This window comes from Sphingomonas sp. T1 (genome assembly GCF_902506585.1).
Lineage (GTDB): Bacteria > Pseudomonadota > Alphaproteobacteria > Sphingomonadales > Sphingomonadaceae > Sphingomonas > Sphingomonas aerolata.
This window is the reverse complement of the sequence record NZ_LR733875.1, coordinates 909,936-928,957: the sequence shown is the minus strand read 5'-3', so window position 1 is coordinate 928,957 and position 19,022 is coordinate 909,936. Positions and strand designations below refer to the sequence as shown.

Annotated in this window: 15 protein-coding genes; 12 read left to right on the top strand and 3 right to left on the bottom strand. The window is 66.2% G+C overall.

Annotation, left to right across the window (positions count from 1 at the left end; genetic code table 11):
* The first annotated feature begins 419 nt into the window (after positions 1 to 419).
* Positions 420 to 3,977: a DNA polymerase III subunit alpha gene (gene dnaE, locus GV027_RS03995; protein WP_159511061.1), complete on the top strand. Its 3,558-nt coding sequence runs from the start codon at positions 420 to 422 to the stop codon at positions 3,975 to 3,977.
* Positions 3,978 to 3,995: 18 nt separating this feature from the next.
* Positions 3,996 to 5,588, top strand: coding sequence for a long-chain fatty acid--CoA ligase (locus tag GV027_RS03990; protein WP_159511060.1), 1,593 nt, complete (start codon positions 3,996 to 3,998; stop codon positions 5,586 to 5,588).
* Between the two features lie 9 nt (positions 5,589 to 5,597).
* Here the strand turns inward: GV027_RS03990 and GV027_RS03985 are convergent, their stop codons facing one another.
* Positions 5,598 to 7,376, bottom strand: a complete 1,779-nt coding sequence (locus GV027_RS03985) for a cation:proton antiporter domain-containing protein (RefSeq protein WP_159511059.1) — start codon at positions 7,374 to 7,376, stop codon at positions 5,598 to 5,600.
* A 454-nt stretch (positions 7,377 to 7,830) separates the two neighbouring features.
* Entirely contained in the window at positions 7,831 to 9,051 is a 1,221-nt protein-coding gene (locus GV027_RS03980) for an NADP-dependent isocitrate dehydrogenase (protein WP_031394019.1), read from the bottom strand.
* A gap of 196 nt (positions 9,052 to 9,247) precedes the next feature.
* Here GV027_RS03980 and GV027_RS03975 point away from each other — a divergent pair, with 196 nt between their 5' ends.
* Positions 9,248 to 9,976: a phosphatidylserine decarboxylase gene (locus tag GV027_RS03975; RefSeq protein WP_031440639.1), complete on the top strand. Its 729-nt coding sequence runs from the start codon at positions 9,248 to 9,250 to the stop codon at positions 9,974 to 9,976.
* 98 nt (positions 9,977 to 10,074) lie between these two features.
* Positions 10,075 to 10,863, top strand: coding sequence for a CDP-diacylglycerol--serine O-phosphatidyltransferase (pssA, locus tag GV027_RS03970; protein WP_159512723.1), 789 nt, complete (start codon positions 10,075 to 10,077; stop codon positions 10,861 to 10,863).
* Positions 10,864 to 11,000: 137 nt separating this feature from the next.
* On the opposite strand, the gene GV027_RS03965 is transcribed toward pssA, so the two are convergent.
* Positions 11,001 to 11,234 (bottom strand): hypothetical protein, encoded by a 234-nt coding sequence (locus GV027_RS03965; RefSeq protein ID WP_234387593.1) that lies wholly within the window; start codon positions 11,232 to 11,234, stop codon positions 11,001 to 11,003.
* Positions 11,235 to 11,568: 334 nt separating this feature from the next.
* Between GV027_RS03965 and rpsB the strand changes: the two genes are divergently transcribed.
* The 8 genes from rpsB to rseP all read left to right on the top strand — a co-directional run bounded on the left by rpsB (position 11,569) and on the right by rseP (position 18,997).
* Positions 11,569 to 12,408 carry a 30S ribosomal protein S2 gene (gene rpsB, locus GV027_RS03960; RefSeq protein WP_159511058.1) on the top strand — a complete coding sequence of 280 codons (840 nt, stop codon included), beginning with the start codon at positions 11,569 to 11,571 and terminating at the stop codon, positions 12,406 to 12,408.
* 90 nt (positions 12,409 to 12,498) lie between these two features.
* On the top strand, positions 12,499 to 13,431 hold the full coding sequence (tsf, locus tag GV027_RS03955) for a translation elongation factor Ts (RefSeq protein WP_159511057.1): 933 nt from the start codon (positions 12,499 to 12,501) through the stop codon (positions 13,429 to 13,431).
* 409 nt (positions 13,432 to 13,840) lie between these two features.
* Complete coding sequence (gene pyrH / locus GV027_RS03950; protein ID WP_031394212.1) at positions 13,841 to 14,569, top strand: UMP kinase; 729 nt, start codon at positions 13,841 to 13,843, stop codon at positions 14,567 to 14,569.
* A gap of 1 nt (position 14,570) precedes the next feature.
* The gene (frr, locus tag GV027_RS03945; protein ID WP_031394213.1) at positions 14,571 to 15,128 is read left to right on the top strand and encodes a ribosome recycling factor; all 558 of its coding nucleotides are present in this window, start codon (positions 14,571 to 14,573) and stop codon (positions 15,126 to 15,128) included.
* Positions 15,125 to 15,892: an isoprenyl transferase gene (locus tag GV027_RS03940; RefSeq protein ID WP_042466469.1), complete on the top strand. Its 768-nt coding sequence runs from the start codon at positions 15,125 to 15,127 to the stop codon at positions 15,890 to 15,892. The genes frr and GV027_RS03940 overlap by 4 nt, the downstream gene beginning before the upstream one ends.
* Before the next feature lie 65 nt (positions 15,893 to 15,957).
* The gene (locus GV027_RS03935) at positions 15,958 to 16,713 is read left to right on the top strand and encodes a phosphatidate cytidylyltransferase (RefSeq protein WP_159512722.1); all 756 of its coding nucleotides are present in this window, start codon (positions 15,958 to 15,960) and stop codon (positions 16,711 to 16,713) included.
* The gene (locus GV027_RS03930; RefSeq protein ID WP_159511056.1) at positions 16,710 to 17,867 is read left to right on the top strand and encodes a 1-deoxy-D-xylulose-5-phosphate reductoisomerase; all 1,158 of its coding nucleotides are present in this window, start codon (positions 16,710 to 16,712) and stop codon (positions 17,865 to 17,867) included. Before GV027_RS03935 ends, GV027_RS03930 begins: the two co-directional genes overlap by 4 nt.
* Entirely contained in the window at positions 17,864 to 18,997 is a 1,134-nt protein-coding gene (gene rseP / locus GV027_RS03925) for an RIP metalloprotease RseP (protein ID WP_159511055.1), read from the top strand. The genes GV027_RS03930 and rseP overlap by 4 nt, the downstream gene beginning before the upstream one ends.
* Positions 18,998 to 19,022: the final 25 nt, after the last annotated feature.

The following is a 19,022-nucleotide window of genomic DNA, read 5'->3' as shown; positions in this document are numbered from 1 at the left end:
CAGCAACGTCCCCCACCTGGGCCCCGGCCTCCGCCGGGGTGGTAACTGTAGGCAGCACCCGCACCACAAGACTGTTCCCCCGCAAAGGCAGGGACCCCGCCCGGACTCCCACCTCCTTTCCTACCACCCCGGCGAAGGCCGGGGCCCAGTTGGAAAGGCCACAGTAACGAAGCGCAGACCTCAGTCAGCAACGTCCCCCCACTGGGCCCCGGCCTCCGCCGGGGTGGTAATTGTGGGCAGCACCCGCACCACAAGACTGTTCCCCCGCGAAGGCGGGGGCCCAGACTGGACTCCCGCCTTCGCGGGAGAACAGCCTCGAACCAAAAACCCACACAGCCAGACTCAACTCATCGCGTCCCACCCCGCACCACCCGCCATCGCGTCTGGTCGAATCACGCTTCAACGCCTACCTCTCACCCATGCATTCCGGTTACGTCCCGCTCCGCGTCTTTTCCTGCTACACCATGCTCGACGGCGCGATCGATCCCAAGGCGATCGCCAAGCAGGCGCGCGCGCTCGGCTTCCCCGCCGCCGCGCTGACCGACCGCAACGGCCTCTACGCCGCGATGGCCTATTCGGACGCCGCCAAGAAGGACGGCGTCCAGCCCGTCATCGGCGTGATGCTCGGCCTCAGCCGTCCCGACATGCCCGACGGCATTGCCACCCCGTTCGACTGGATCGCGCTCTATGCGCAGAACGCCAAGGGCTACGACAATCTCTGCGCACTCGTCTCGATGGCGCATCTCGACCGCCCGATCGAGATGCCCGCGCATGTCGATTTCGCCGCGCTCGAGCGCCATGCCGACGGGCTGATCGCACTGACCGCGGGCGGCGAGGGCGGTCTCGCCCGGCTGTTCGCGGAAGCCCAGCCCGACCGCGCCCGCGCCTATCTCGACCGCCTCCAGCACCTGTTCGGTGACCGCCTCTACATCGAGCTCTCACGCCGCGGCGACGCGACCGAGATCGCCGCCGAGGACGCGCTGATCGACATCGCCTATGAGCGCAACCTGCCGCTCGTCGCGACCAACCCGTGCTGCTTCACCGAGAGCGCGTTCGGCGACGCGCACGACGCCATGCTCTGCATCGCGCACTCGACCTATGTCGAGACCGAGGACCGCATCCGCAGCTGCCCCGAAGCGTGGATGAAGCCCGCGCCGGTGATGCACGAGATGTTCGCCGACCTGCCCGAGGCGATCGCCAACACTTTGGTCGTAGCCCAGCGCTGCGCCGTGATGGCGCCGTACCGCAAGCCGATCCTCCCCAGCCTCGCCGGCGATATCGAAGGCGAGGCGAAACTGCTCCGCGACGATGCCGAGGCCGGGCTCGAAAAGCGTCTGGCGCGCATCACCGAGCTGCACGGAGAGGCCGAGGACGGCTGGCGCGACGTCTATCGCGCGCGCCTCGCCTTCGAGGTCGACGTGATCGTCCAGATGGGCTTTCCCGGCTATTTCCTGATCGTCGCCGACTTCATCAAATGGGCGAAGGATCACGACATTCCGGTCGGTCCCGGCCGTGGCTCGGGCGCAGGCTCGGTCGTCGCCTGGGCGCTGACCATCACCGATCTCGACCCGATCAAGCTGGGGCTCCTGTTCGAGCGCTTCCTGAACCCCGAACGCGTGTCGATGCCCGATTTCGACATCGACTTCTGCGAAACCCGCCGCGGCGAGGTGATCCGCTACGTCCAGGAGAAATACGGCCGCGATCAGGTCGCGCAGATCATCACCTTCGGTAAGCTGAAGGCACGCGCGGTGCTCAAGGACACCGGCCGCGTGCTCCAGATGAGCTATGGCCAGATCGACCGGCTGGCAAAGCTCGTCCCCAACCACCCGACCGATCCCTGGACGCTCGAGCGCGCGCTGAACGGCGTCGGCGAGCTCGCCAAGGAATATGCCAACGACAATGGCGTGCGAAAGCTGCTCGATCTGGCGATGAAGCTGGAGGGGCTGCCGCGCCACTCGTCGACGCATGCAGCCGGCGTGGTGATCGGCGACCGGCCCTTGGCCCAGCTCGTCCCCCTCTACCGCGATCCGCGCTCGGACATGCCCGTCACGCAGTTCGACATGAAATATGTCGAGGGCGCAGGGCTCGTGAAGTTCGACTTTCTCGGCCTCAAGACGCTCTCGGTGCTCCAAAAGGGCGTGCAGCTGCTCGCCAAGCGCGGGATCAAGGTCGATCTCGACGCGCTCGAATGGGATGACGCCGGCGTCTATGCGCTGCTCCAGAAGGGCGACACGGTCGGCGTGTTCCAGCTCGAATCGGAGGGCATGCGCCGCACGCTGTCCGCGGTCCGCCCGTCCAATTTCGGCGACATCATCGCGCTCGTGTCGCTGTATCGACCGGGCCCGATGGACAATATCCCGTCCTTCGGCCGCCGCAAGAACGGCACCGAGACGATCGAATATCCGCACCCCGCGCTCGAATCGATCCTGTCGGAGACCTACGGGATCTTCGTCTACCAGGAACAGGTCATGCAGGCCGCGCAGATCCTCGCGGGCTTCTCGCTCGGCGGCGCCGATCTGCTGCGCCGCGCGATGGGCAAGAAGATCAAGGCCGAGATGGACGCGCAGCGCGCGATCTTCGTCGAGGGCTGCGCGAAGGTGAACAATATCCCGAAGGCCAAGGCCAACGAGCTGTTCGACTTGATCGACAAGTTCGCGGGCTATGGCTTCAACAAGAGCCACGCGGCTGCCTATGCGCTGCTCGCCTACCAGACCGCGTGGCTGAAGGCGCATCACCCGCACGAATTCTTCGCCGCGTCGATGTGCTACGATCTGCACCAGACCGACAAGCTCGCGATCTTCACCGACGACATGCGCCGTCTGGGCATCGCCACGCTGCCGCCGTGCATCAACGCGAGCCAGGCCGAGTTCGACGTCGAGGTGTTGCCCGACACCGAGGAAGAAGACTGTTCGCCCGCGAAGGCGGGTGCCCAGACTGGGTCCCCGCCTTCGCGGGGAAACAATCTCGCGGTCCGCTATGCGCTCGGCGCGCTCAAGTCGGTCGGCGAAGGCGCGATGGAGAAGCTCATCGTCGAGCGCGTCCAGAACGGCCCGTTCGCCGGGCTCGACGATCTCGCCAAGCGCGTCGACCCCCGCCTGCTCAACAAGCGCCAGCTCGAAACGCTCGCCGCCGCGGGCGCGTTCGACGGGTTCGAGCCCAACCGCGCCGGGATCCACGCCACCGCCGAGACGATCCTCGCGATCGCCGCACGCACCCACGCCGCCAAGACCAGCGGGCAGGGCGGTCTGTTCGGCGATGCGGAACCCGCGGGCGACGCGATCAAGCTGCCCCCCTCGGTCCGCTGGACGCTCAGCCAGCGGATGGATCAGGAGAAGGAGGCGTTCGGCTTCTACTTCTCCGCGCACCCGGTCGACCGCCACCGCCACATCGCCAACAGCCACGGCGCGCGCGCCTATACCGCCTTGTCGGAGCTCAACATTCCCGACGACGGCAGCCGCGCCGGCGCGACGATGGCGGTGCTGGTCGAGGATGCGCGCTATCGCACCTCCGCGCGCGGCAAGCGCTTCATGATGGCACAATGCTCGGACGCCAGCGGCCAGTTCATGGCGACCTGTTTCGACGATCAGGTCTCGAAGGATCTCGAGGACGCCGCCAAGGCAGGCGGCTGCGGCCTCATCACCGTCGAGCTCGACCGCAAGCCCGGCGAGGACACGCCGCGCGTCAGCATCAAGCGGATCCAGCCGTTCGAGGGGCTCGCCAACATCGCGCGCTTCCAGGTCGTCGTGACCATCTCGGACATGGCCGCCTTCGCCGGGCTCGCGTCCTTGCTCGCCGATCACCGCGGCGCACGCGGCGAGGTACGCGTCCGCGCGATGCTCCCCGACGGCGAGGTCAGCATCCTGCTTGGCCGCGATTTTCTGCTCGACGGCGAGCTTGCAGAGCACATCGAGTCGTTGCACGGTGTGACAAAGGTGGAGCTCAAGACCTCGGAAACGCGGCTGGCTCTCGTCGGATAATTGCTTGGGAGAGCGACGATGCTGGGTGGAATGCAGGACTTCGAGCTTCGCGTCCCCCGGCTGATCGACCATGCCGCGCGCGAGCATGGCCGCCGCGAGATCGTCAGCTACTGGGCGGACGGCCGCGAGACCCGCACCGACTGGTCCGGCATCGCACGTGACGCGAAGAAACTCGCGCAAGCGCTTGAAAAGCTTGGCGTCCGTCCCGGTGACCGGGTCGCGACGCTGGCCATGAACCACGCGCACCACCTGATCGCCTGGTATGGCACGATCGGGATGGGCGGGGTGATCCACACGATCAACCCGCGGCTGTTCGACGAACAGCTCGTCTATATCGCCAACCATGCCGAAGACCGCGTGATGCTCTACGACAAGGCGTTCCAGCCGATCGTCGACCGGCTGCGCGGGCAATGGTCGAGCATCCGCCATTATGTCTGTTTCGACGATCTCGGCCCCGACGGCTTCCGCGCGCTGCTCGACGAGCAGGATGGCGACTATGCCTGGGTCGAGGGGCCCGAGCGCGATCCGTGCATGCTCTGCTATACCAGCGGCACCACCGGCAATCCCAAGGGCGTGCTCTACACGCACCGCTCGACGCTGATCCACGCGATGGCGGAGGTCGCGCCCTGGGTGTTCGATCTGTCCCCCAGCGCGGTCGTGCTGCCCGTCGTGCCGATGTTCCACGCCGCCGCCTGGGGGCTGCCCTTCGCCTGCGCGCTGTCGGGGGCGAAGGTGGTCTATTCGGCGATCAACGATCCGGGCGTGCTGTGCCGGCTGATGAACCAGGAGCATGTGACGCATTCGGCGGGCGTGCCGACCGTCTGGCTCGCGCTGTTCGGGCATATCGACGCGACCGGCGGGGCGCCCGAGCATCTGAAGCTCGTCACGATCGGCGGCGCCGCGGCCCCGCGCGCGATGATCGACCGGATCATGACCATGGGCGCGTCGGTCAAGCACCTCTGGGGCATGACCGAGACCTCGCCGATCGGCACCGCGGGCTTCGCACCGCCGCACTGGGACATGATGACGCATGACGAGAAGCTCGATCTCGTCACCAAGCAGGGCAGCGTCCCCTTCGGCATCGAACTGCGCATCATCGACGATCAGGGGCAGGTGCTCCCGCGCGACGGCTCGATCGCCGGCTCGCTCCAGGTCCGCGGCCCCTGGGTGGTGCAGCGCTATTTCGGCGCGGACAGCGACGCGGTCGATGCGGAGGGCTGGTTCGACACCGGCGACGTCGCGATGCTCCACACCGACGGCACGATGCAGATCACCGACCGGTCGAAGGACGTCATCAAGTCGGGCGGCGAATGGATCAGCTCGGTCGATCTCGAAAATGCCGCGATCGGCTGCCCCGGCGTCGCGGAGGCCGCGGCGATCGGCATCCACCACCCCAAATGGGACGAGCGCCCGCTGCTGATCGTCGTCCGCAAGCCCGGCAGCACCGTCACCGACACCGCGATCCGCGATCACCTGGCGCAGCACGTCGCCAAATGGTGGCTCCCCGACGCGATCGTCTTCGTCGACGAACTGCCCCACACCGCAACGGGCAAACTCCTGAAGACCGCACTGCGCGAACGGTTCAGGGACTTCACCCTCACCGACGCCTGACGCCCCGCGCTAGACCTTCCGCGGCGTCCGCTTGGCCTTGCGGACCCGCGGCTCGACCAGCATGTCCGCCGCCGCCTTGATCTCCTGCCGCAGTTCGTCGCGCTTCTCGTGGATCGACGCGATCACCGGCCCCATCGCGACGCCCAGGTCGACCAGCACCGCCTCCGCCAGCTGCAGCGAGCTCTCCAGCGTCTCGGGCACCGCATCGGTCACGCCTGCGCGGTACAGCTCGGCGGCATGCGCGGTGTCCCGCGCACGCGCGACGATCGGCAAATTGGGCGCCAGCAGCCGCACCCGCCGCGCCAGCCGCACCGTCAGCACCGGGTCGTCCATCGTCAGGATCAGCGCCTTGGCGGTATCCAGTTTCAGCCGGTCGACCAGCTCGGGCCGCGCGACGTCGCCGAACAGCACCGGATGCCCCTGCGCCCGCGCGGCCTCGACCGAATCGATATCCGCCTCGACCGCGACATAGCGCTGGCCGTGGACCGCGAGCATGTCCGCGACCATCCGTCCGACCCGGCCGAAGCCGATCACCACCGTCCCCGGACCCTCCTCGTCGATCTCGATATCGCCCGTATCCGCGGTCGACCGGCTTTCCAGCTGACGCGACACGGTGCGTCCGAGCTTGGCGAGCAGCGGCGTGATCGTCAGACCGATCGCGGTCACCGTCTGCCAGAAGCTCGCGGTCGACGGCAGGATCAGCTGCGCCTGCGCCGCGGTCGCCAGCACGATCAGCGTCGTCTCGGACGGGCTCCCCATCAACAGCCCGGTCTCCGCCGCCACCCCGCGCCGCGAATTGGCGACGCGCAGGAACAGGAACGTCACGACCGCCTTGGTCGCCACCACCCCCGTCACCGCGAGCAGCAGCGACGGCCAGTTCTGCGCGATCAGCCGCAGGTCGAGGCTCATCCCCACCGTGATCAGGAACACGCCGAGCGCCAGCCCCTTGAACGGCGCGGTGATCACCTCGACCTCGCTGTGATATTCGGTCTCCGCGATCAGCAGCCCGGCGAGCAGCGCGCCGACGATCGGCGACAGCCCCGCCGCGGTCGTCGCGACGCTCGCCACGATCACCACCAGCAGCGACGCCGCCAGGAACAGCTCGGGGCTCTTGGTCCGCGCCGCCTGCCCGAACAGCCGCGGCAGGATCAGCCGCCCGCCGACATACATCGCCACCACCGTGCCCGCGCCGCGCAGCGCCACGCCCGCCAGGTTGCTCCACCCGTCCGCGGTCGCGGTCGGCGCGAGCGCGCCCAGCACGAAGATCAGCGGCACCAGCGCCAGATCCTCGAACAGCAGCATCGCAAACGCGCCGCGCCCGACCGCGCCGGTCGTCCCGACCAGCGGCAGCACCAGCGCGGTCGACGACAGCGCCAGCGCAAAGCCCAGCCCGATCGCACCCGCCCAGCCTTGCCCGATGAAATGCAGCGCGACCGCGATGATCATCGCCGACCCGATCAGCTCGGCCGCCCCCGTCCCGAACACCAGCCGCTTCATCGACCAGAGCCGTCGGAACGACAATTCGAGCCCGATCGAGAACAGCAGCAGGATGATCCCGAACTCGGCGAAGGGCTCGATCGCCTCGGGGTTGGAGATCGTCAGGTAATAAAGCCACGGCACCGCCCCGGTGAGCGACCCCAGCCCCGCCGGCCCGACCAGCAAACCGACCAGGATGAACCCGATCACCGGACTGACCCTGAACCGCGCAAACGCCGGGATCACCAGCCCCGCCGCGCCGAGAATGACGAGTGTGTCGCTGAAACCCTGATTATCGAGCCGTAATGCCATCCCCCGACCTTAGGCGACGCCTCCCCGATTCGTCAGGGAATAATACCGCCCCACCGCCCGCGCGGTTCGCGTCCCTGAGAGCGGCGGGCGCGGGTGGCCGGGGCGAGCCGGGTTGGGCTAGGCCGAGGCGAGACGAGCCAAGGCGAGCCGGGCCGAGCAATGCCGGGCATGGAACACCGACACCCACCCCCAACCCGTCATCCTGACGAAAGTCAGGACCCAGAGCCAAGCAGCGCAGCGCCCGTAACCCTGGGTCCTGACTTCCATCAGAATGACGGCGGAGAGGGCCAGGACCGGAAAGCTAAAGCAGGGGAGTTGGAGAGCCGGGAGGGCCTTGGACGCCGGGCCGGCCGAGCCTCGCAGAGCCGCGAGCGCGCGGCGTCACGGAAGGCCGCCATCACGCAACCCGCACCCAAAAAAAAAGGCCCCTCCCGTTTCCGGGAGGGGCCGTCCGTCACGCCCAGTTGGCCATTTCGGCTTCAAGGTTCGAGCGGACCTGCTCGAAGAACTGCTCGGTCGTCATCCAGGGCTGGTCCGGCCCGATCAGGATCGCGAGATCCTTGGTCATGTGGCCGTTCTCGACCGTCTGGACGCAGACGCGCTCGAGCGTCTCGGCGAACTTCGTCACGTCCGGCGTGTCGTCGAACTTGCCGCGATACTTCAGGCCACCGGTCCAGGCGAAGATCGACGCGATCGGGTTGGTCGAGGTCGCCTTGCCCTGCTCGTGCATGCGGAAGTGACGCGTGACCGTGCCGTGCGCGGCTTCGGCCTCGACGGTCTTGCCGTCCGGGGTCAGCAGGATCGAGGTCATGAGACCCAGCGAGCCGAAGCCCTGGGCGACCTGGTCCGACTGGACGTCGCCGTCATAGTTCTTGCACGCCCACACGAACTCGCCGTTCCACTTCAGCGCCGATGCGACCATGTCGTCGATCAGGCGATGCTCGTAGACGATGCCCGCTTCCTTGAACTTGTCCTTGAATTCGCTCTCGAAAACCTCGGCGAAGAGGTCCTTGAAGCGACCGTCATAGGCCTTCAGGATCGTGTTCTTGGTCGACAGGTACACCGGCCATTTCAGGTTCAGGCCGTAATGCATCGACGCGCGTGCGAAATCGCGGATCGAGTCGTCGAGATTGTACATCGCCATCGCGACGCCCGCCGACGGGAACTGGAACACTTCGCGGTCGATCGTCGCGCCGTCATCGCCTTCGAACACCAGGCGCAGCTTGCCGGGGCCGGGGACGAGGAAATCGGTCGCGCGATACTGGTCGCCGAACGCATGGCGGCCGACGACGATCGGGTGGGTCCAGCCCGGGATCAGGCGGGGGACGTTCTTGATCACGATCGGCTCGCGGAAGATCGTCCCGCCCAGGATGTTGCGGATCGTGCCGTTGGGCGACTTCCACATCTTCTTCAGGCCGAATTCGGTTACGCGCTGCTCGTCGGGCGTGATCGTCGCGCACTTGACTGCGACGCCATGCTTCTGCGTGGCGAGCGCGCTGTCGATCGTCACCTGGTCGTCGGTCGCGTCGCGATGCTCGACGCCGAGATCGTAATAATCGAGCTGGATGTCGAGATACGGCTTGATCAGGCGCTCGCGGATCCATTCCCAGATGATCCGGGTCATCTCGTCGCCGTCGATCTCCACGATCGGATTCTTAACCTTGATCTTCGCCATATATCGTCCTTCGGGGGAGGGGGTTGGGGGAGCGTCTAGGGGAGCCGGCCCCGCCGATCAACCGTCGGGCGCGCCCCGATCGACTGCCGAATGTCGCGCGAAGCAACCTCGAGCAACCTCGCGCAACCCCCGGTGCTGTCGGGAAAAGGCTGTTCATCGTTGTATCGCGCGTCCGGCACGGATAGACCCGCACGCTATGGCATCGCTCGACAAGCCGCCCGTCACGACCTCCACGGTCAAATGGCGATTTCCCGCAGTCCATCCGGAAGGCTATAAATACGTCGCCATCGCGACCGGCATCACATTGCTGCTGACGATGCTCAGCCATGTGCTGTTCTGGCCGATGGTCGGCGTCGTGATCTGGGTCGCGACCTTCTTCCGCGACCCCGTCCGCACCACGCCGCAGGGCGAGGGGCTGATCGTCGCCCCCGCCGACGGGTTGATCACGATGATCCAGCGCGTCCCCATCCCGCGCGAACTCGCCGGCGAGAATGGTCTCGGCGACGCACCGCTGGTGCGCGTGTCGATCTTCATGTCGGTGTTCGACGTGCACATCAACCGCACGCCGATCGCGGGCACGATCCGCCAGGTCGTCTATATCTCGGGCAAGTTCCTCAACGCCGATCTCGACAAGGCGTCCGAGGAAAACGAGCGCCAGCATTTCGTGGTCGAGGATCGCAACGGCATGCGGATCGGCTTCACCCAGATCGCCGGGCTCGTCGCGCGGCGGATCCTGGGCTTCGTCAAGGCGGGTGACATGGTCGCGGTCGGCCAGCGGATCGGGCTCATCCGATTCGGCAGCCGCGTTGACGTCTATCTTCCCGATCATGTCGTCCCACAGGTCTGTCTCGGCCAGCGCAGCATCGCCGGCGAGACCGTGCTCGGCCGGGTCGGCGGCGTGCCCGTCGGCGGCATTGCCCAGTGATCGATGGTCCTTCGAATGATGGTCCGGTGAACGATCGGGACGGGACGTCTTACGGATCCGCCAGCCGCGCTGACGAATCGCAGGCGGCGGGCCGCGCGATGCGGGCGCGCCGGCCGCGCCGCGGTCTGCCGCTCCGCGCGGTCGCACCCAACGCGGTCACCGCACTCGCCCTCTGCTCGGGCCTCAGCGGCGTCCGGTTCGCGATCGGCGGCCAATGGGAAAGCGCGGTCGCGATGATCATGGTCGCGGGCGTGCTCGACGGGCTCGACGGCCGGATCGCGCGCATGCTCCACGGCGAGAGCCGGTTCGGCGCGGAACTCGATTCGCTCTCCGATGCGATCTCCTTCGGCGTCGCCCCTGCACTGATCGTCTATCTCTGGTCGCTCGCCGCGCTGCCCCGAATGGGCTGGATCTGCGCGCTGATCTTCGCCGTGTTCTGCGCGCTCCGCCTCGCCCGCTTCAACGCCAAGATCGACGAGAGCCATCAGCCGCACAAATCCGCAGGCTTCTTGACCGGTGTGCCCGCGCCCGCCGGGGCAGGGCTCGCGCTCATGCCGATGTTCTTCTGGTTCTGGACCGACGAACCGTTCTTCGCCTCGCCCTATATCGTCGCACCCTGGATCGCGTTCGTGGCGCTGCTGATGGTGTCGAGTATCGCGACCTGGTCGTGGAGTTCGCTCAAGCTGCGTCGTAACGTCCGGTTCGAAGCGATCGCGCTCGTCGTCCTGCTCGGTGCCGCGCTCGTCAGCGCCCCCTGGCACACGCTCAGCCTCATCTGCCTTCTCTATATCGTGTCGATGCCGTTCAGCATCGCCAGCTATGCCAAAGTCCGCCGCCAGCGCGCCGGCATCCGTAGCGGCGAGACGTCCAACAAACCGGGTCTCTGATCCGGCCGATCGAGCCCTGGGCCTGCTGACCCGGGGCGGGCGATCCCCAGGTGGACCCCGTGTAACCCACAAGCCGGCCACGTCCGTGGATCAGTAAGGCGCCTGGTGATCAGGCGCCCAGGTCAAACCTCCAAAGGTCAGGCGGCGGCATTCCAGCGCTGCGACGGCTGCGGCATACCGGTCGAAGACCAGCGGCGGACCGCGATCCGGCGCTCGGCGCGCGCGAGCGTCTGCAACGGGGCGAAAGCCGGCTCGACATTACCCAATGCAAGGCTGACGATGCGCGACCATTGCGGTGCGATCGACGTCAGGATCACCGCGGTCGCGACTGCGAACGACCCCGAGAACACCATGAAGCTCACTATCATCATCCCGCTCATCTTCCCGCTCGCCTTCCCTGCAAATGCGAACATTGTGTTAAGGTTCGCAACACCCGGTCGAAAACATCGTTCCGTTCGTCGCATTTGGATCACCGCCGTTCCGGGGTGATTCTGCGCCGAGTCGAACCTCTGTTCTGTTCTGGCCCCGTTATGTTCTTATTGCGTTCTTTTGTCAAGTCGGCGGTAAGCCGTTGCATTTGGCGCGGTCCCCGGCTAAGGGCCGCGCCTCTAACCCCGCATGGGAGGCATCATAGCCCGGTGCGTTTCGGTCATTCGGCCGGCACGTCATCCGCTTCCCAGAGGCACAACCGGAAGGACATATCCTATGGCGGCACCAGTCGTCTCGATGCAGCAGCTCATTGAAACGGGCGCACATTTTGGTCACCAGACGCATCGCTGGAACCCCAAGATGAAGCCTTACATCTTCGGTGACCGCAACGGCGTCCACATCCTCGACCTCTCGCAGACCGTGCCGCTCTTCGCGCGCGCGCTCGAATTCGTCTCGTCGGCCGTCGCCGGCGGTGGCAAGGTCCTGTTCGTCGGCACCAAGCGCCAGGCGCAGGAGCCCGTCGCCGATGCTGCACGTCGCGCAGGCCAGCACTTCGTCAACCATCGCTGGCTGGGCGGCATGCTCACCAACTGGAAGACCATCTCGGGTTCGATCAAGCGTCTGAAGACGCTCGAGGAAATGCTGTCGGGTGACACCGTCGGCCTGACCAAGAAGGAAGTGCTCCAGCTCACCCGCGAGAAGGACAAGCTCGAGCTTTCGCTCGGCGGCATCCGCGACATGGGCGGCATTCCCGACGTGATGTTCGTGATCGACGCGAACAAGGAAGAGCTGGCGATCAAGGAAGCCAACACGCTGGGTATTCCCGTCGTGGCGATCCTCGATTCGAACGTCTCGCCGGACGGCATCGCCTTCCCGGTGCCCGCGAACGACGACGCCGCGCGCGCTATCCGCCTCTACTGCGAAGCCATTGCAATCGCAGCGACTCGTGGTGGCCAGGAGCAGCAGCGCCGGACCGGTGCCGACATCGGTGCGATGGTCGAGCCGCCGAAGGAAGAGGCGACCGTCGAGCCGACCGCCGACACGACGCAGGTTGCGACGAATGCCGAGACCGCCGCAGAGTTCGCGGCCGAGGGTGAGCGCCAGATCGACGCATAAGCGTCGTCGCCGAACCGTCATGCGGGCGGGGTAGGGCATCTGGCCTTACCTCGCCCGCAACTACATTCAGACTAAAGAGGATTTACGGACATGGCTGATATCACGGCAGCAATGGTCAAGGATCTGCGCGAAAAGAGCGGCGCGGGCATGATGGACTGCAAGAAGGCGCTCAGCGAGAACGCCGGCGACATGGAGCAGGCGATGGACTGGCTGCGGACCAAGGGTCTCGCCGCCGCCGCCAAGAAGTCCAGCCGCACCGCGGCCGAGGGCCTGGTCGGCGTCGCCGTTTCGGGCACCAAGGGTGCTGCGGTCGAGGTCAACTCGGAAACCGATTTCGTCGCAAAGAATGATCAATTCCAGTCGTTTGTCCGTGACGTGACGCAGATCGCGCTCGCCACCGGTGGCGACATCGACTCGCTCAAGACGCAGGAGATGCCATCGGGCAAGACCGTCGAGGAAGTCCTGACGAACAACGTCGCGACGATCGGCGAGAACCAGTCGCTGCGCCGTTCGCGCACGCTCGAAGTCAGCAAGGGTGCGGTCGTTCCGTACATCCACAACGCGGCATCGCCGGGCCTCGGCAAGATCGGCGTGCTCGTCGCGCTCGAGTCGGAGGCTTCGGACGAAGTGCTCCAGACGCTCGGCAAGCAGCTCGCGATGCACATCGCCGCGGCGTTCCCGAAGGCGCTGAACGAGGCCGATCTCGACGAAGCCGAGATCGAGCGTGAGCGCGCGATCGCGACCGAGAAGGCCGCCGAATCGGGCAAGCCTGCTGATATCATTGCCAAGATGGTCGAAGGCGGCATCGCCAAGTACCGCAAGGAGCATGCTTTGGTCAGCCAGCTGTTCGTGATGGACGGCAAGACCAAGATCTCCGACGTCGTCGCCAAGGCCGGCAAGGACGCGGGCGCCGAGATCAAGCTGGTGGACTATGTCCGCTTCCAGCTCGGCGAAGGCATCGAGAAGGAGCAGTCCGACTTCGCTGCCGAAGTCGCTGCCGCCTCGGGCGTTCCGCAGGCGTAACAACGCCCTCCCTCTCCCGTCCGGGGAGAGGGAAGGGGCCCACGGCCACTCGGCCGTGGGAAGGGTGAGGGGAGTGGCGAGGTCTCGAACCTCACGCCCCTCATCCGTCCCCTCTGGTCCACCGTCTCCCAAAGGGGAGAAGGATCACGGAGTAGCCGCGTACTACTCCGTCATCCCCGCGCAGGCGGGGATCCAGACCCTTCGCGGTCGGTGTTCGCTCGCGACGCCACCCCCTTCCGGGCCTCCATCTCCGCGGAAATGACGGCATTTCCCCTCGCGCGCCCTCCTGCGGTCGACGATTTTCCGTCTCCTGACCGCTCAGAGTCCACACAGGCACGTCGCAGCGCTTCACATCCCCGGCCTCGCCGCCTAAGGTCCGCGCCGCCCCGCCAATCACAATTCGAGATTTATGACGCCTCCGCGCTTCAAACGCATTTTGCTCAAACTGTCGGGCGAAGTCCTGATGGGACCCGCCGGTCTTTCGATCGATCCCACAGTCACCGCACGTGTCGCCGGCGAGATCGCCGACGTCCGCGCCAAGGGCTATGAGATCTGCATCGTCGTCGGGGGTGGCAACATCTTCCGTGGCCTCGCCGCCGCCGCCAAGGGCTTCGAGCGCGCGACCGCCGATTATATGGGCATGCTCGCGACCGTGATGAACGCGCTCGCGGTGCAGAACGCGCTCGAGCAGATCGGCATCGACACGCGAGTCCAGTCGGCGATCCCGATGGCGAGCGTCTGCGAACCCTTCATCCGGCGTCGCGCCGAACGGCACCTCGAAAAGGGCCGCGTCGTGATCTTCGCCGCCGGTGTCGGCAGCCCCTATTTCACCACCGATTCGGGCGCCGCGCTGCGTGCTGCCGAGATGAAGTGCGACGCGCTGTTCAAGGGCACGTCGGTCGACGGCGTCTACAGCGCCGATCCGAAAAAGGACCCGGACGCAACGCGCTACGAGACGATCTCGTACAGCACGGTGCTGTCCGAGGACCTCAAGGTCATGGACGCGAGCGCGATCGCTCTGTGCCGCGACAATGATATCCCGATCGTCGTCTTCAACATCCGCGAACCCGGCAATCTTGCCGCGGTGCTGGCGGGTGATGGCGTGTCGACGATCGTCCAGAACGAGCAGGAGAGTTAAGATGGCAGCGTATGACAAGAGCGACCTGGAACGCCGCATGGCGGGTGCCGTCGAAGCGCTGAAGCACGATCTGGCCGGGCTGCGCACCGGCCGCGCGTCGACCGCGCTGCTCGATCCGGTGATGGTCACGGTCTACGGCTCGTCGATGCCGCTGAACCAGGTCGCGACCGTGTCGGCACCTGAGCCGCGGATGCTGTCGGTGCAGGTCTGGGACAAGTCGAATGTCGGCCCGACCGACAAGGCGATCCGCTCCGCGGGCCTGGGTCTCAACCCGATCGTCGACGGCCAGACGCTGCGTCTGCCGATTCCCGATCTGACCGAGGAGCGTCGCAAGGAACTCGCCAAGCTCGCCGGCCAATATGCTGAAAAGGCCCGCATTGCAGTCCGTAACGTCCGCCGCGACGGGATGGATTCGCTGAAGGTCGACGAGAAGAAGGGCGTGTTCGGCGAGGACGAGCGCAAGCGTCACGAAGTCGAGGTGCAGAAGCTCACCGACAGCACGATCGCCGATCTCGATGCGACCGCGGGCGCCAAGGAAAAGGAAATCCTGGGCAAGTGAGGCCGCTTGGCGCTGCTTCGGCCGGAGCCTCCCAGGCTGCGTCGCTCGTCGCCGTTCCTGGGGGCGGCGCGGTGCCGCGTCATGTCGCGATCATCATGGACGGCAATGGGCGGTGGGCGAAGAAGCGCTTCCTCCCCCGCTTTGCCGGCCACAAGGCGGGCGTCGATGCGGTTCGAAACGTCACCCGCGCGGCGCGTGCGATGGGGATCGAGGCGCTGACGCTCTATGCGTTCTCGTCCGAAAACTGGCGCCGTCCTGCGGAAGAGGTCAGCGACCTCATGGGCTTGCTGCGGCATTTCATCCGCAGCGATCTTGATGAGCTGACCCGCGAGAATGTCCGTCTTCGCGTCATCGGGGATTATCATGCCTTTTCGCCCGATCTGGTCGCGATGGTCGATGATGCGATCGCGCGGACCGCGGCCAACACCGGTCCGCTACTCGCGATCGCACTCAACTACGGCGCCCATGCCGAACTCGTGCTCGCCGCCCGCCGCCTGGCGGAACGCGCGCGCGACGGGGTGCTCGATCCGGCGAGCATCGACGCGGCGATGGTCGAGGGCGAACTCGACACGCGTGATCTTCCCCCGCTGGACCTAATGATCCGCACCTCGGGCGAACAACGCCTGTCGAATTTCCTGTTGTGGCAGGCGGCTTATGCCGAACTGCTGTTCGTCGACACGCTCTGGCCCGATTTCGACGGCGACGCGCTCGCCGAGGCCGTTGCGGCCTTTGGCGTGCGGCAACGCCGCTACGGTGGGCTGTGACGCTTACCGATCCCGAACGGGCCCCCGATCAGGCGCTTCGCACACCATCCAACCTCAAGCTCCGAATGATCGCGAGCGTCGGCATGATCGTCGTCGCGAGCGTCGCCCTGACGCTGGGCGGCATCGCCTTCTGGCTGTTGGGCGTGGTGGCCGCGCTGTTCATGATGGCGGAATGGGCGATGCTGCAGGGCGCCGACGCTAAGACCAGGCGGATGACGCAGTTTGCGTTGTCCGTGCCGCTCGCGCTGATGGCGCCGGCCTCGCTGATCCTCGTCGTGCATGACTTCTTCACGCTCGGCCTGCTTGCCGGGGCGGCGTTCTTCGTCGTCATCACCACGCGTAAGCCTCCGCTGGCGCTCGGAATCATCTATTGCGGGCTGCCCGTGCTCGCGCTGATGATCATCCGGCGTCAGGAGGACGGCGTGCTCCTGACGCTATGGGCGCTGTCGCTGGTATGGGCGTGCGATATCGGCGCGTTCTTCACCGGACGCTCGCTCGGCGGACCCAAGCTTGCACCCGTGATCAGCCCGAACAAGACCTGGTCGGGCCTGATTGGCGGCGTGGTGCTCGCGGGCATCGTCGCGGCGATCCTTCACGTCGAATATGCGCTGCCGTTCCACCTTGCGCTCGCCACGCCGTTTCTTGCGGCGCTGGCGCAGATGGGGGACCTGTACGAAAGCTGGTTAAAGCGCGTCGCAGGCGTCAAGGACAGCGGCAATACGCTGCCCGGGCATGGCGGCGTGATGGACCGTCTCGATGGGCTCGTCCCGGTCGCCCCCGTCGCGGCGTTACTCATCATGTTGCCGAGCTTATACTCATGAAAAGCGTCACGATTCTCGGTGCGACCGGGTCGGTCGGTACGTCGACGCTCGATCTCGTCGAACGCGAGCCCGATCGTTTTCGCGTCGTCGCGCTGACCGCGAATTGCGACGTCGCACGGCTCGCTGCGGCCGCGATTCGGACCCGCGCCGAATTCGCGGTGGTTGCCGACGAGCAGTGCCTGCCAGAGTTGCAGGCGGCGCTGGCGGGAACGGGTGTCCGCGCCGGTGGCGGTGCGGACGCGATCGCCGAGGCCGCCGCATCGGGCGCCGACTGGACGATGGGCGCGATCGTCGGCTGTGCGGGCCTCAAGCCCGTCCTGTCGGCAATCGAGCAGGGCGGCACGGTCGTCATCGCAAACAAGGAACCGCTGGTCTCCGCGGGCGACGTCATCTTGCGCGCAGCTGCGCGGTCCGGGGCGACCCTGCTCCCGGCGGATTCCGAGCATAACGCGATTTTCCAATGCTTTGATGCCGCGCGTCCCGAAGGCATACGGCGGATCATCCTGACGTGCAGCGGCGGGCCCTTCCGCGACTGGACGACCGATCAGATGCGCGGCGTGACGCTCGAACAGGCTGTCAAGCATCCCAACTGGTCGATGGGCGCCAAGATTTCGGTCGATTCGGCGACGATGATGAACAAGGGGCTCGAACTGATCGAGGCGGCCCGGCTGTTTCCGATCGCGCCCGACCGGATTGAGATCGTCATCCATGCGCAGTCGGTGATCCACAGCCTGGTCGACTATGTCGATGGTTCGGTTCTGGCACAGCTCGGCCCGCCCGACATGCGCACGCCGATCGCGCATACCTTGGCCTGGCCCGACCGGATGGCGACGCCGATGGCGCCGCTCGATCTCGTCGGCATTGGCCGACTCGATTTCGCGGCGCCCGATCCGGTGCGGTTTCCCGCATTGCGGCTGGCACGTGAAGCACTGGACGCGGGCGGGGCGCGCCCGGCGATCCTCAACGCGGCGAACGAGGTCGCGGTCGAAGCCTTTCTCAACCGCCGGATCGGCTTCCTCGAAATTGCCGCAATCGTGGAGGATACGCTGATACGCTACGATCCGGCCGCACCGGATAGCGTCGATGCCGTTCTGGCCATCGACGCCGACGCGCGGCGCCTTGCGAGCGAGCGTGTGAAGGATTGCGTGGTTTGATCGAAACGCCCGGTATCCTGCTGACGATCCTGTCCTTTATGCTCGTCATCGGACCGCTCGTGTTCGTCCACGAGATGGGCCATTATCTCGCTGGACGGATATTCGGGATCAAGGCCGACGCCTTTGCGATCGGGTTCGGACGCGAGATCGCCGGCTTTACCGATCGTCGCGGCACACGTTGGAAATTCGGCTGGCTGCCGCTTGGCGGTTATGTGAAATTCGCCGGGGACATCACCCCGGCAAGCCAGCCTTCCGCCGAATGGCTCGCCTTGCCTGCCGACGAACGTCAGCGGACATTCCAGTCGAAACCGGTTTGGCAGCGCGCGATTGTCGTTGCCGCAGGCCCGGTGGTCAATTTCGTCGTCGCAATCATCATCCTTGCCGGCTTCGCGCTCGCTTATGGCGACGTCCGGATGCCGCCGGTGATCGGGGCGACCGTTCCCGGCAGTGCGGCGGCACTCGCTGGTCTGCAACAGGGCGACCGGGTCACCGCGCTGGGCGGGCGTTCGGTCGAAACCTTCGACGACATGGCACGCTACGCCCGCATCCGTGCGGGAGAGCGCACCCGCATTGATGTACTGCGTGATGGACGACTGGTGTCGCGCGATGTCGTGATCGGTACCGAGCTACAGCGCGACCGGTTCGGGAATGAATATCGGATCGGCCGGCTTGGGATCGCCGGTGGCAAACCCATCGTCGTTCGCGTCGGCTTGGTCGAAGCACCGGCCGTCGCGGTGAAGCGGACCGGCGAGATCGTCTCGATGATGGTCGAGACGCTGGGCCAGGTGATTTCGGGCCGTCGCTCCGTCAAGGAGCTTGGCGGACCGCTCAGTATCGCCAAGGTCTCGGGCGAGCAGATGTCGCTCGGCCTCGATGCCTATGTCTTTCTGATTGCGCTGGTGTCCATCAATCTGGGGTTCATCAACCTGCTGCCAGTGCCGATGCTTGATGGCGGACATTTGCTATTTTATGCGATAGAGGCAGTCCGGCGAAAGCCCGTCGGTCCCGACGTTCAGGAATGGGCGTATCGCGGCGGTCTTGCGGCGATCCTCGCACTGATGCTTCTCGTGACCTTCAACGATCTCGGCAATTTCGGGTTGTGGAAGAATCTGGCCGGCTTGATCGGCTGACGCGGTTAGGGCAGGGCGGGCGCGC